Source organism: Pseudoalteromonas sp. SWN29, assembly GCF_015864465.1.
In the GTDB taxonomy this organism is placed as follows: Bacteria; Pseudomonadota; Gammaproteobacteria; order Enterobacterales; family Alteromonadaceae; genus Pseudoalteromonas.
On record NZ_JADYXE010000028.1, the window covers coordinates 1 to 12,923 of the forward strand.

Below are 12,923 nucleotides of genomic sequence, written 5' to 3' on the forward strand. Positions count from 1 at the left end.
GCGCTGTGGAGTTAAATCCAGAGCAACACAAAGAAGCTGCTTAACAATTTAGGCGACAACTGTCTTGAAAAACGCCGGTATCGTGAAAAGCAACCACGTGGTAATCAGGATGAATATTTGGTTTCATAATACGCCTCAATAAATGATATGTGATAGTATATCATTTTAATTTAACGTATTTATTCCCCCATTGCAAATTATTTAAATGTTCCTCAAAAAGGCCGTAATTGCTGGCTATTTGCGCAAACAAATCAAAAAATAAGCACTTGAATCAAAAATGCTGGCTATTGGCGTTTAGGCTGTTATAACTATATTTAAGAGTTAAAACGTTAACAAATACGGTTATAAAGTTATTACAGAGGTTATGTATGAGTGACGCAACACAACAACAAGAACAAATTGATCAAGGGGTGATGGAAACCCTAAGAGAGCGCGACCACAGTACCTTGGCGCAACAAGTAAATCCTTTAACCTGCAACCACAATGATATTGTAGAGTTACTAGCAAGGTATATGGCACTAAGCGAGCAAGAAGATGATGAGCTGTTTGATGATTGGTTTGATAACCTAACTAAAGAGCAACATACTGTTTTAAAAGTATTTGAAGTTTACCGTGGACAATATGAGCACCAAAATTAAAGTGTTTATTTTTGTAAGTATGCCAAATCCAGTGGTTATTTAAATAAAACTAAATAGCCACTACTACTTTTTCATTAAAGAGTAGCTATGTTGTATCAACCACTACTCCCACCTGTTTAAATCATAATTTTTTGCGTATTGAATCTTACCTTTATTTAGGCACGACTTACTGATATTTATAAATATTTATTTATTGCTATTTTTAGGTAATGTTCTAGTTTGAATAGGCAGACTGTTTATAGTTTAAATAAGTTTGTCGGATGATATACTCGAAAATATTCGCTCCAGTTTCGTAATTTATAAAACATTTAAAATTAATAGAGCTTTAATGATTAAACCTGAGATTCCAAATAACGAAGCTGAGCGATTACACGCGCTTAGAGCATTAAAAATTCTAGATACGTCTCATGAAGAGCGCTTTGATCGTGTTACTCGTATTGCCAAGCGTATGTTTAATGTTTCTATTTCATTGGTTACTTTGATTGACGAAGACCGCCAGTGGTTTAAATCAAGGCAGGGGCTTGATGCGCCTGAGCTTCCTCGCGAAACCTCATTTTGTGGCCACACCATAAATCAAGACGAGTTATTAATAATCCCAGATACAGCTCAAGACGAAAGGTTTTTTGATAATCCCTTTGTTACAGGCGATCCTAAAGTACGCTTTTATGCAGGCTTTCCTTTAAAATTAAGGGAAGGAGTCATTATAGGCACTTTGTGCCTTGCCGATAATAAACCTAGACAACTCAATGATGAAGAAAAACAATTACTAAGAGATTTAGGCACGTTAGTCGAGCGAGAAATTCAATCAATTCAACTAGCCACAATTGATGAGTTAACAAGAATCTCTAATCGACGTGGCTTTTTAAACCTTGCCGAACATACGCTAAATGTATGTAGGCGAAACAAAGTATCAATGTCGTTTATATTGTTTGATCTCAATAAGTTTAAACAAATTAATGATATTTATGGACACCACGAAGGCGATTTTGTATTAAATAAATTTGCACAAATTATGCTTAGTTCATTTCGTGATTGCGAAGTCATAGGTCGACTTGGCGGAGATGAATTTGTTGCGATGTTAAGCGACTCAGACGAGACAAAAGCAGAGTTTGTTTTACAAAGGTTAGCGGATGCAATAGCGCATGCTAATAATACCTTAAACAAGCCATACAAAATTGATTACAGTGTAGGAGTAACACACTTTAAACACGATACAGGTAAATCAGTTGAGGATATGATTCAAGATGCTGATGTTGCAATGTATCAGCAAAAAAAGCAGCAATCACTTTAGTGAACTATTTAGTTTAATTGCTGCTTGAACTTCACTTAACTTCCTCATGCTAGTACGAATTTTATAATATGCCGTTATTCGCTATTGCAGTCATTTTTTGCCGCGGGTGATGCTAAAGACACATTTGGTTGCCAAACCCTGTTCCATATTTTATGAAGATTGTTTAATTTTGGCCTTTGACTTATTTTTTCAAAGTTACCAAGGTTTACTTCTGAATCATTTTTTTGACCCACTACAAAATTAAACACATAGTTGCATTCCATACCCATACGTAAATCAGAAAGTACAATATTGCTTTGCTGTTGGCGTACCGAATAAAACCCTTTAGTAAACCACTGCAAGCGTTTTATAGCCCATTCATCGCTAATATTATTTAACAATGAAGGCGTCGTTTGATAAGCCGTTAAAGTAACATCGTTGGGCGCGTCAAATACTGATGCATAACCCTCATAGTATTGCCCGTCAGACATCACAACAATACGCCATAGCAAAGTAGTTAGCGGAGCAGGCGTACTAACATACGCATTTACTGGTATTTGCCTGTTATTGAGGGCCGTTTTTACCTTGTTATCAATATTTATTTTTAAAATTAAAGCACAGAATAAATATAGGCTACTTAAAACTAAGGCTGCTGTATTTATACGATAAGCCGTTGCTGCTTTTATTTTGGGAATCAGCGTACATATTACGCCAATCAATAAAGGAAACGTATAAGCGGGATCAATAATAAACACACTAGAAACCGCAAAGGGGTACTCAGTAAAAGGCCAGAGTAATTGTGTACCGTATACCGTTAGGCTGTCTAATAGGGCATGTGTAGATAAACTTAAAAATACTAGCCAAAACCAGCGCACTTTATAAATTTGCATTCCCGCGTGTACTTTTAATATTAGCCATACAATGAGCGGGCTAATTAATAAATGTATTAATAACGAATGGCTAAAGCCACGGTGATAAGTAAATGCTTCTACAGATCCGCCATATGGCAAAAATACATCTAAATCAGGGAGCGTGCCTAAAATTGCTCCCCATAAAACGGCTTTTCGACCTATTTTATTGCCTAACACCGCATAACCTACAGCACTGCCTAATGTTACCTGCGTTAAAGAATCCATTTTAATTAATACCTTTAATTACTACTTTTGTTATTTATACTTTTTGATTATTAAAAAGCGTCAAAAAATCGGTTAAAACATTTAATAAGCATATTAATATACAGAGCTTATAAACTAAGCCTAAGCTTTATGAAATCTAAAAAAGCCACAATTCGCGATGATACCGCACTGTTTCGCCGCTGCTTGCGCTAAGCGAAAACGTAAATAAAATGAGTTTTACTAACGGCCAAGTTTACGAGCATGTAAGTTCGAATCTTATAAATCACCAATACGTATGGCTAAGTCTGTTTTATGCTCGAGTAAATTAATAGTACTGCCGTATGAGGTTATATCAAGCGTTATGTGAGGGTATTACTTAGCGAATTCACCAATTAAAGGCGTAAGTTGATGCAATACAAAAGGGTTTTCCGAATCTATTAGCTGCTTACCATTTGGCGCTTGTTTTAAAGCTTTATGGCGTTTTCATCTGTGCATAAAATATTTAGCCTTTCGCAGGCGTATTTTAAAAGTATAGCTTTCCTCGCATTTTAAATTAAGCAAAATAATACCCCGTGGCGACTTATAAGTCCTGTTCCCGTTTAAAATAAGGATGGTCAATTTGTTACCATATTTGGAATGATAATTGCCTCTAATTATAAAAATAAAGTCGTCAATTTTTAGACACATGAGGCAAAAATGAATTTAGGAACTCTTTCTTCGCAGTTATACAATGACAATAGCTATTCAAGCCTAAGTAATTTAAATAAAAACACTGTAAAAACGGATGATCCTAGTAAAAGTACAGAGGCTAAAGCAGACTCTTCTTTAAATAAAGATGCCGAAAAAACTACGATCTCGACTGCAGCTACTGAAGACGTAAAGTCTATCACTAGCAGCGAGACAGAAGATTCGAGTGACAATTCAGCGGTTCAAATGAATAAAGCGATCGAATCAATTAAGGATTTGCAGAGTAAAATAAGAGAAATGACCAATAGTTCTGATACGCCTACAGGTGAAGCGGTAGAAGAGCTAAGCGAACTTAAAAAGCAACTCGATAGTGAGCTATCGTCGATACAATTAACAGTGCGAAAAAATGTATCTACTTTAATGGATTCAATGTTTTCATCATCTTCAGATAATAAAAATTCAGGTTTGCTTTTTAATAACCAAGCATAATTTAACTTGCTTTTTAATATAGTTATAAGCTTAGTCGTGGTTTTATAAAATCTAAAAACGCAGTAATGCGAGACGATACCGCACTGTTTTTATAATACACGGCTTGTATAATTTCTCGGTTATTTGGCGAGCTAATTGCATTGGGTAACACTTCAACTAATTTACCTGTTTTTAGGTCATTGCCAATCATAAAGTGAGAAAGTAGCGCAAGGCCTTGGTTTGCAATACATAGTTGGCGCACTGTTTCGCCGCTACTTGCACTAAGCGAAAACGTGAATAAAGCGGGTTTTACTAATGGCCAGGTATTTAATTTAGGGGAGTCACTAAAACCAATTAACTTATGATTTTGTAAATCATAAATTTGCGCAATTACTGTGTTGTTTTTTATATATTCTGGGCTGGCTACAATACGTAACTGACTGCTGCCGAGTTTACGAGCATGTAAGTTTGAGTCTTTTAAATCACCAATGCGTATGGCTAAATCGGTTTTATGTTCAAGTAAATCAATAATGCTGTCGTGCGAGGTTATATCAAGCGTTATGTGAGGGTATTGCTTAGCAAATTCGCCAATTAAAGGCGTAAGTTGATGCAATACAAAAGGCTTGCAGCATCTATTCGCAGCTTGCCACTTGGCGCTTGTTTTAAAAGCTTTATGGCTTCTTCACCGGTATAAAGCGTATTTAACCCCTCGCGCGCATATTTTATAAAAGTATGGCCCTCTTCGGTAAGTTCTAATCGGCGTGTTGTTCTGTTTAGCAAAGTGCATTGCAATGTATTTTCAAGGCGTGATACAGCTCGCGACACTTTAGCCACCTGTTGATCGAGCAAATTAGCTGCCCCCGAAAAGCTTCCGCAATCTACTACCGTTATAAATGTTTCTAAATCTTCAGTTTTTGAATGAACAGCCATAAGTATACCAACACCATTTTTGCATTATTAACAAAAGTATTTTGTCACTAATGCTGTTTTTTGCAAATGATATTTTAGCCAAACTACATTCTTCATATATTAATGAGGATATAACTATGCCATTGGCTTTGTGGGCGCTTACCTTAAGCGCATTTGCAATAGGAACAACTGAGTTTGTAATAGTGGGATTAGTACCCACCATTGCAAACGACTTAGGCGTAAGCCTACCTTCAGCAGGTTTGCTTGTAAGTTTATATGCGGTTGGCGTTGCCATTGGTGCACCGGTGCTAACCGCTTTAACGGGTCGTTGGAATCATAAAGTGGTACTAATAAGCTTAATGGGCTTATTTGTATTGGGTAACTTACTTGCTTGGCAAGCGCCAAGCTACGAAACATTAATACTTGCGCGCATTTTAACGGGGCTTGCCCATGGTGTGTTTTTTTCAATCGGATCGATGATTGCCACAAGCCTAGTAAGCAAAGACAAAGAAGCCAGTGCAATAGCCATTATGTTTACCGGGCTTACTGTAGCACTAGTAACTGGTGTGCCACTAGGTACATGGATTGGACAACACTTTGGTTGGCGTGCTACGTTTTTAGTTGTGTCGGTATTAGGTTTAATTGCATTAATCGGCAGCTCTATTTTAGTGCCAAAAAACTTAAAACAATCAATACCAGCCACGTTTAAAGAACAACTACAAGTAATCGTAAAACCGCGTTTATTACTCGTATATTTAATGACTATATTAGGCTATGGCGGCACGTTTACAGCGTTTACTTATTTAGCACCTATTTTAGAGCAACAAACAGGTTTTGCGCCTTCGGCTATTGCTTTAATAATGCTTGTTTACGGTGTATCGGTAGCGATAGGTAATATTTGGGGTGGAAAGTTAGCTGACAAACGCGGCCCAATTAGCGCACTGAGTATTATATTTAGCGCTTTGAGTGTTATTTTACTGATATTTACCTTTACGATGGAATCAAAAATTGCTGCTGTACTTACTATTTTAGTATGGGGCGCATTTGCTTTTGGTAATGTGCCAGGCTTGCAACTTTATGTAGTAAAGCAAGCACAAAAGCACACGCCAAATGCGGTAGATGTTGCATCAGGTTTAAACATAGCCGCATTTAATATTGGTATTGCACTTGGCTCAATTATTGGTGGTAGCGTAGTAGAGAACATGACCCTGCAAGATACAGCATGGATAGGCGCCGTTATCTCTGTTTTAGCACTTGGTGTTACACGCTACAGCGGTATGCTTGATAAACGTGAAATTCAGCAAGCGTAAACTATCCTCTGTTAAAATTAATGACCTCATACCTGTTATGAGGTCATAGAATTTTAAGTGACAGTCGTAATAAGAAGTAAAAGGTGTATTTCGTAAAGCTTCAGTGAAGTTTGTATTTCAAAACCGATTATTTTATAAGGATAAACCATGACACAACGTGTAATAGAAATGCCAGAACTCGGTATGGGAACATTCCGCTTAGAGGGTGACACTGCCTATAACTCAGTAAAAATGGCGCTAGAAGTTGGGTTTCGCCATATTGATACCGCACAAATTTATGGCAATGAAGAGCAAGTAGGTCAAGCTATAAAAGACAGCAATATTCCGCGCAGTGAAATATTCTTAACCACCAAAGTGTGGAATAACAAATTAAATAAAAGCGACTTTATTCCAAGCGTTAAAAAGTCACTTGAAAAGCTACAAGTTGATTCGGTCGACTTACTGCTAATTCATTGGCCATCGCCTGCTAACGACGAGCCAATGAGTGAATATCTTACTGAATTATTAAAAGCAAAGCAGCTTGGTTTAACTAAGCACATTGGTGTATCTAATTTCACTATTGCAAACTTAAATGAAGCAATGCAAACGCTTGACTCACGTGAAATATTTACCAATCAGGTTGAGGTACACCCGTACTTAACTAACACTAAATTACGTGCTTTTTGTGCCCAGCACGATATTCATGTAACAGCTTATATGCCATTTGTTGTAGGTAAGGTGCTTAAAGATCAAACCATTATCGACATTGCTAAAAAGCATGATGCAGGCCCGGCACAAGTTGTTTTAGCATGGGTTAACGCCAATGGCATGACGACAATTCCATCATCAACTAAGCGTAAAAACTTGGAAGATAACTTTAACGACCATGTTAAATTAGATGATGAAGACATAGCCCGCATTGATGGCTTAGATTGTGGCGACCGACAAGCAACACCAGACTTTGCGCCGCAGTGGGATCAGTAAACTTACCTCAAACGCAAAGTTAAACCAAATATTTTAAGGTGTAGATTGTCTATACCTTAACTTTTATAAGGAATACACATGTTAACGGTTATAGCTGCACTGTCGTGCAAAAATATTGATACAGATGTAATGCTTACAGCACTTGAAAATTTACAAAAGTCATCGCGCCAAGAAGTAGGGTGCTTACGTTATGAATTATCGGTAAAAAGTGATGCTGAGCATACTGACTATGTAGTTAGCGAACAATGGGCGTCTGATGAGCACTTTGAAGCGCATAAAAACGAGCCACACTTTAAAGCGTTTGGTACGCAGGTTACTGGGCTTTTAACCAATAGTAGTATTGATGTATATAGAACAATTGGTTAAGCAGTTTTATACCACTTAGCTAAACTACATAACTAAGTAAATACTCAAATAGGTGCTGTTAACTTACATCACCTTTTATTCTTACACTTTAACCAGCCTAAATACTCTACTTCCCCAATATATCAATGAAATCTATTAGAACTCTTTTTTGTTAATTTGCAGTGTGGCGAAATCTAAAGTGCTCCATAAAATTATTAAAAGTCGTTTTTTGTATCACAAATTACTCTAATAAATGGCTTATTTAATTTATTGTTTACATTAAAGTTCTCTGGTGTAAATATAGAAACACTCATAGGCACTATTAAGTGCCTTAGCACATGGAAAGTATAGTGAACGATGTAACATCAATCACTAGAAAATAGCCAGCTAAAAAATCACAGCAAATAAAGCCTTAACAGCTTTAAGTTGTATCAATTTATATGGAAATAATAATGAAAAAATTAATCGCAATAGTAGCGTTGTTAGGCTTTGTTTCATTTGCACAAGCTAATGACAGTTTTGTAGTAAATGCCAAATTTTATGATAATAAAAATTTAATTGGTTCACCTGTTTTAGTAGTAAATTCAAACGAAGAGGCATCAGTTTCAGTTGATAACTCGTATAGTTTTGCTCTTACACTAACGCCAATTGATGACTCGACCGTAAGCTTAGCAACCGACCTGAAATTAGGTGAAAAACATATGGCACCTTCTTTAGTCGTTGAGCTGGGCAAAGAAGCAAGTATAAATATTGATGGTAAAGAGTTTTCAGTTTTAGTAAATAAATCAAGCAGCTAATAAGTTAGAATCGAGGAATATAATTAATGAGAAACTCAAGAAATGAAATAGTAAAATATGGAGTCTCTTTTGGTACAGCCCTAGCAATTGCTATTTCATGGAGTGCTAACGAGTCTGTGTTATGGGCAATTTTGCATGGTTTTTTATCTTGGTTTTATGTTATTTGGCATGTAATTACGCGATAAGTGTTTTCGCGTGTGCACGGATTGATTATGTAGACCGCGGTCAATGTTAATAGTCGAGTAATTACCATTTAAAACGATTAAGTTAAAAATATAAAAGGAATAATTAATAATGAAAGGTGCGGGTGGAAGCTCTGGTGGTATTGGGCATTTTTTTATTGGTTTGATTATGATGTGCGGTGGCTTTTATATGCTGCTAAACGCAATTTCGGTGACCTCTAATTTTGGACTAAGTTCTCGTATTTATAGTGTTAATGCTTTAGGTGGCTTTGGCGTTACAGGCGGCATGGTTATGATCCCCTTTATTTTTGGTGTGGGTCTGATTTTTTATAATTCTAAAAATATTTTAGGCTGGGTGCTATCGCTAGGATCGTTAACCGCACTAATATTTGGCGTTATATCGAGTGTTCGGTTTAGCATGCGAACTATGACGTCGTTTGATTTGATTGTTATTATAGTTTTAGCGTTTGGTGGCTTGGGGCTGTTTTTACGCTCGCTTAAATCTATTGATACTTAAATAATTACCACGCTTTGTTTTAAATACAATTTTAATTATAGGCATTTAACACGATGTACTAATGCCTAAATTAATAATGTAATCCTTCCTATTTACTGATTAACCAGTAACGTATTTTAAAGAGATTTATGTGAACAACTCAATACAGCTAAAACTAATTGCTACTCACTTAATGGCACAAAGAGAAGAAAACCCAGCACGTTCAAACTTTCCTAAAGAGTTGGTATTAGACTCGACTGACGATGCAATAGAAGTACAAAAGTTGATGATTTATTTAAATGATCAAACTGTATATGGCTGGAAGTGTATGCTGCCTTTAGATGATGGCTCAATTATATTAGCACCTCTTTTACATGCACCTATAAAACAAGCTGAAAATTGCCCACTGTATACAACAAAAGATAAAGCGCTGATAGAACCAGAAATTGCATTTATTTTGCAAAGCGATTTACCAAGTAATAAAACCTATACAAATGAAGACGTGGATACTGCATTTGCCAGCGCCCACTTAGCACTTGAGCTTATTCAAAAAAGGTTTGATGAAGACACTCCAAGCACTCACATTGAAAAGCTGGCCGATGGTTTATCTAATCAAGGCGTGTATTTAGGCCCAAAAATAGATAAAGCCAAAGCGTATAACGCAAGTAGTGTAAACATTAACGTTAAGCAAATTGAAGCTGAGTTAAGCTTGGCGGGTATTCACCCTGCAGAACTTGCGCAACTTCCACTTTATTGGGCGGTTAATTACTTATCAGCCAAAGGAATCAACTTAGAAGCAGGGCAAGTGTTTATAACGGGCTCTTACTGTGGTGTTGTTGAGCTTAATACCGATCAGTTAACCACGATTAGTTACGAAGACTTAGGGTCATTTAGCACTACGTTTTTATCAAAGTAAATTTAAACGTTATTTAATAGATAAATCGTACTTTAAAATAAGCGCATCTATGTAACGGGTGCGCAATGTTTGTTGTTTTTCATGGTCGGCGCCGTGTCCTAGTGCTTTGTTTAAAAGCTTCATGGCTGGGTGTAGTAGCGCTCTTTCGTCTTGGTTTAAACTCGCTTTACTGCGCAGTTCGGTAATGTCGTCAACTAATAACCTGCCAATATCTACCGAGACTATTTCGTCTATTAATCCATTTTGAGTAAGCACGCCGTACTTACTGCATAAAAACTGTTGCCAAATTTGCTGCAAGTGCTCGTCTATTTCGCAGCCAAATAGCTCTTCGCTAAACGTAAATCCTTGCTGAGCGAGTTTAGTTAGGCTTGCAGTATATTGCTGTGCAAAATAATTAAAAGCATGGCTTGATGATTCTATTTTTTGTTTTAAAAGACCTTGACCCCAATTAACACAGCCGCGCGGGTAATAGTCGTCATACTCTTCGCATTCATACAAACCTGAATATGAGCTGCAGCTAAGTTGACTTTTAATACAGTAGCTTGGTTTGGGGAAAACACTTCGCTCTTGCCAAGCTAAAAGTGTATCTGCATCTATATTTAATGCTTGGCACAGTTCATCGGTGTTATAAAAATGAGTTGCTAAGTAGTCAGATAAACGCATAAAGCCTCTGGTATCGTTAAAAATAAAATACTGTTTATATATACAGTCATTCATTTTGTATTACCAAACTTAATAACACAAGAGATTTTATAATTAAATGTGCGCTTACACCTCCAAAAGTATCGGCAATTATGTTACAAATAGCGCAAGTTTTATAAATAATGATTTTTTATGCGCACCCTAGAGAAAATTAAACAAGCAAGCCTTATTACAGCTATCAAAACGCCATACTTAGCAAACGGTGAAATAGACCTAGCAAAGTACGATGAACTCGTAGAAATACAAATTGCAGCGGGCGTTGATGGCATTGTAGTCGGTGGCACAACAGGCGAAGGCCAGTTAATGAACTGGGAAGAGCATTTAATGCTTATAGCGCACAGTGCAAACAAGTATGGCGACAAACTAGTTATTGTTGGTAATACTGGTAGTAACAATACCCGTGAAGCTATTAAAGCAACTAAGTATGGCTTTGCCAGCGGTATGGATGCAGCACTGCAAATTAACCCGTACTACGGACGTACGTCAATCGCGGGTGTTAAAGAGCACTTTAAGCGTGTGCTAGATATTGGACCTGCCTTTATTTACAACGTTGCAGGGCGAACAGGTCAAGACCTAACACCTGATATTATTGAGCCACTGGCACAGCATGAGCATTTTATTGGTGTTAAAGAGTGTGGCGGCAATGAACGCATCGCCCATTATGAGCAACAAGGTATTGCATGTTGGTCGGGTAACGATGACGAAAGTCACGATGCACGCCACATACATAAAGCGCACGGTGTTATTTCGGTGACATCTAACCTTATTCCTGGTTTGTTCCGTCAGTTGATGGATACGCCAAATAACGAGCTAAATGCGTCGTTACAACCATTGATGAACTGGTTGTTCTGTGAGCCAAACCCGATTGCTATTAATACCGCCATGATGATGACAGGTGCAGTAAACCCAGTATTCAGATTACCGTATTTACCGCTTAATGATGAACAACAAGCTCAAGGCGAAGTGTTAATTAATGAGTTAAATAACAGTGATGTTGTAGGCGGCGCAGCTAAGTGTATTAAGCAAGGCGATATAGCACTACTTTCTTAGTAATTAAGTGGCAGCTTTAATCTGTTTATTAAAATAAAAGTCACGCTAAGGTGACTTTTAATATTTAAGCGATAGCTGAAAGTAGCATTTTACTCAGTTTTGCTTCTTCTTCAGCTACTTGTTCAAGTTTTTTTGCGATATCATCTAAGCTAATATCACCGCGCTTTTTACAATACTTTACGGCATCCATTGCAAATTCTCGCCATAAATCACCCACTGAGGTAGTGTGCACTGCACATTGGTTGAGTGCAGGTATTTGACATATATCGGCTGCCTGCTCTAAAAAGCTGGCGTACATAAATCTAAAACCAGCCCCACCTGTGCCTATTTCCTCTTGCATACGCACAATGTGAGCTAAATAAAGACGCGTATATTTAGGTGTCTTTTTATCAAGCAATCGTATTTGTTTTGCCATATGACGAATGCCTTTAAGACCAAAATAAGGCAATATTAACCCATTCATCATTTTTGCTGTTTTTTTGATTGCAGGCTTAATCACTTCATTGAGCTCAATATTCGATGGTGTACTGCGAATAACATACATTAATCCTTTTGCCGCGAGTGCACCTTTTGCAAAGCGTGCATTTTTTAAATCCTCTGCGGGGCACGTTACTGGATGCTCAAAAACAGGGTCACTAATAAGATATTCGCCCAGAGCGTTTTTCCCATAAACAATTAGATTATGTGCATTAAAGTGAAAGCGCATATCTTCAGGGAAGTAAGGCAGCCAATATACAGAGCTTTGTAAACCAACTAAATTGCCTTTAGCTAGCTCATCATCGAGTGCTTGCATACCGTCTTGGGCATTCGAGAATTTGCGCGTTTCTAATTCAATATTTAATTTTTTACATACCTTTTTAATGATTGTTTTTGGAGGCATGCGATAAGCAATTAATGGCATTCCACTAATTTTTACAAAAGGCAAGTAAGCAAAGGTAAGTGCTGAAGCAAGACCAAAAGCCATTGGCTCGCTCATATCAATGCCTTTACTTTGTAAAAGTGTGGCAACTACACCCGTTTCACAATGTGAAGATTGTAGGTGGTTAATAGGTAAAATAATGTCAGGCATGAAAGG

The 12,923-nt window shown here is 37.2% G+C and carries 14 protein-coding genes and 2 pseudogenes; 11 read left to right on the forward strand and 5 right to left on the reverse strand.

Features of this window, described 5'->3' with window-relative positions:
• The first annotated feature begins 368 nt into the window (after positions 1-368).
• On the forward strand, positions 369-638 hold the full coding sequence (locus tag I6F53_RS11860) for a hypothetical protein (protein WP_007580861.1): 270 nt from the start codon (positions 369-371) through the stop codon (positions 636-638).
• Between the two features lie 328 nt (positions 639-966).
• On the forward strand, positions 967-1,929 hold the full coding sequence (locus I6F53_RS11865; RefSeq protein WP_197239670.1) for a sensor domain-containing diguanylate cyclase: 963 nt from the start codon (positions 967-969) through the stop codon (positions 1,927-1,929).
• A gap of 74 nt (positions 1,930-2,003) precedes the next feature.
• On the opposite strand, the gene I6F53_RS11870 is transcribed toward I6F53_RS11865, so the two are convergent.
• Both I6F53_RS11870 and I6F53_RS20805 read right to left on the reverse strand, forming a co-directional pair.
• Complete coding sequence (locus I6F53_RS11870) at positions 2,004-3,044, reverse strand: metal-dependent hydrolase (RefSeq protein WP_197239672.1); 1,041 nt, start codon at positions 3,042-3,044, stop codon at positions 2,004-2,006.
• Between the two features lie 258 nt (positions 3,045-3,302).
• A pseudogene (locus tag I6F53_RS20805) lies at positions 3,303-3,550 on the reverse strand (LysR family transcriptional regulator); the annotation flags it as partial.
• Between the two features lie 169 nt (positions 3,551-3,719).
• Here I6F53_RS20805 and I6F53_RS11875 point away from each other — a divergent pair.
• A complete protein-coding gene (locus I6F53_RS11875) occupies positions 3,720-4,199 on the forward strand; it encodes a hypothetical protein (protein ID WP_197239673.1) in 480 nt (159 codons plus the stop codon).
• Positions 4,200-4,221: 22 nt separating this feature from the next.
• On the opposite strand, the pseudogene I6F53_RS11880 reads toward I6F53_RS11875, so the two are convergent.
• A pseudogene (locus I6F53_RS11880) lies at positions 4,222-5,108 on the reverse strand (LysR family transcriptional regulator).
• Positions 5,109-5,224: 116 nt separating this feature from the next.
• On the opposite strand from I6F53_RS11880, the gene I6F53_RS11885 reads away from it, so the two are divergent.
• The 7 genes from I6F53_RS11885 to I6F53_RS11915 all read left to right on the forward strand — a co-directional run bounded on the left by I6F53_RS11885 (position 5,225) and on the right by I6F53_RS11915 (position 10,096).
• Positions 5,225-6,397: an MFS transporter gene (locus tag I6F53_RS11885; RefSeq protein ID WP_197239675.1), complete on the forward strand. Its 1,173-nt coding sequence runs from the start codon at positions 5,225-5,227 to the stop codon at positions 6,395-6,397.
• Between the two features lie 147 nt (positions 6,398-6,544).
• The gene (dkgB, locus tag I6F53_RS11890; protein WP_197175928.1) at positions 6,545-7,360 is read left to right on the forward strand and encodes a 2,5-didehydrogluconate reductase DkgB; all 816 of its coding nucleotides are present in this window, start codon (positions 6,545-6,547) and stop codon (positions 7,358-7,360) included.
• 78 nt (positions 7,361-7,438) lie between these two features.
• Complete coding sequence (locus tag I6F53_RS11895) at positions 7,439-7,726, forward strand: putative quinol monooxygenase (RefSeq protein ID WP_165741650.1); 288 nt, start codon at positions 7,439-7,441, stop codon at positions 7,724-7,726.
• A gap of 431 nt (positions 7,727-8,157) precedes the next feature.
• Positions 8,158-8,502, forward strand: coding sequence for a hypothetical protein (locus I6F53_RS11900; RefSeq protein WP_165740778.1), 345 nt, complete (start codon positions 8,158-8,160; stop codon positions 8,500-8,502).
• A gap of 26 nt (positions 8,503-8,528) precedes the next feature.
• The gene (locus tag I6F53_RS11905; RefSeq protein ID WP_007378675.1) at positions 8,529-8,687 is read left to right on the forward strand and encodes a hypothetical protein; all 159 of its coding nucleotides are present in this window, start codon (positions 8,529-8,531) and stop codon (positions 8,685-8,687) included.
• A 109-nt stretch (positions 8,688-8,796) separates the two neighbouring features.
• Entirely contained in the window at positions 8,797-9,201 is a 405-nt protein-coding gene (locus I6F53_RS11910; protein WP_197139360.1) for a hypothetical protein, read from the forward strand.
• Between the two features lie 130 nt (positions 9,202-9,331).
• Positions 9,332-10,096: a 2-keto-4-pentenoate hydratase gene (locus I6F53_RS11915; RefSeq protein ID WP_197139361.1), complete on the forward strand. Its 765-nt coding sequence runs from the start codon at positions 9,332-9,334 to the stop codon at positions 10,094-10,096.
• A gap of 9 nt (positions 10,097-10,105) precedes the next feature.
• Here the strand turns inward: I6F53_RS11915 and I6F53_RS11920 are convergent, their stop codons facing one another.
• Positions 10,106-10,759 (reverse strand): DUF6058 family natural product biosynthesis protein, encoded by a 654-nt coding sequence (locus tag I6F53_RS11920; protein ID WP_165740781.1) that lies wholly within the window; start codon positions 10,757-10,759, stop codon positions 10,106-10,108.
• A gap of 171 nt (positions 10,760-10,930) precedes the next feature.
• On the opposite strand from I6F53_RS11920, the gene dapA reads away from it, so the two are divergent.
• The gene (gene dapA, locus I6F53_RS11925; RefSeq protein ID WP_197239676.1) at positions 10,931-11,848 is read left to right on the forward strand and encodes a 4-hydroxy-tetrahydrodipicolinate synthase; all 918 of its coding nucleotides are present in this window, start codon (positions 10,931-10,933) and stop codon (positions 11,846-11,848) included.
• Between the two features lie 64 nt (positions 11,849-11,912).
• Here the strand turns inward: dapA and I6F53_RS11930 are convergent, their stop codons facing one another.
• Positions 11,913-12,917, reverse strand: a complete 1,005-nt coding sequence (locus tag I6F53_RS11930) for a BtrH N-terminal domain-containing protein (RefSeq protein WP_166421365.1) — start codon at positions 12,915-12,917, stop codon at positions 11,913-11,915.
• Positions 12,918-12,923: the final 6 nt, after the last annotated feature.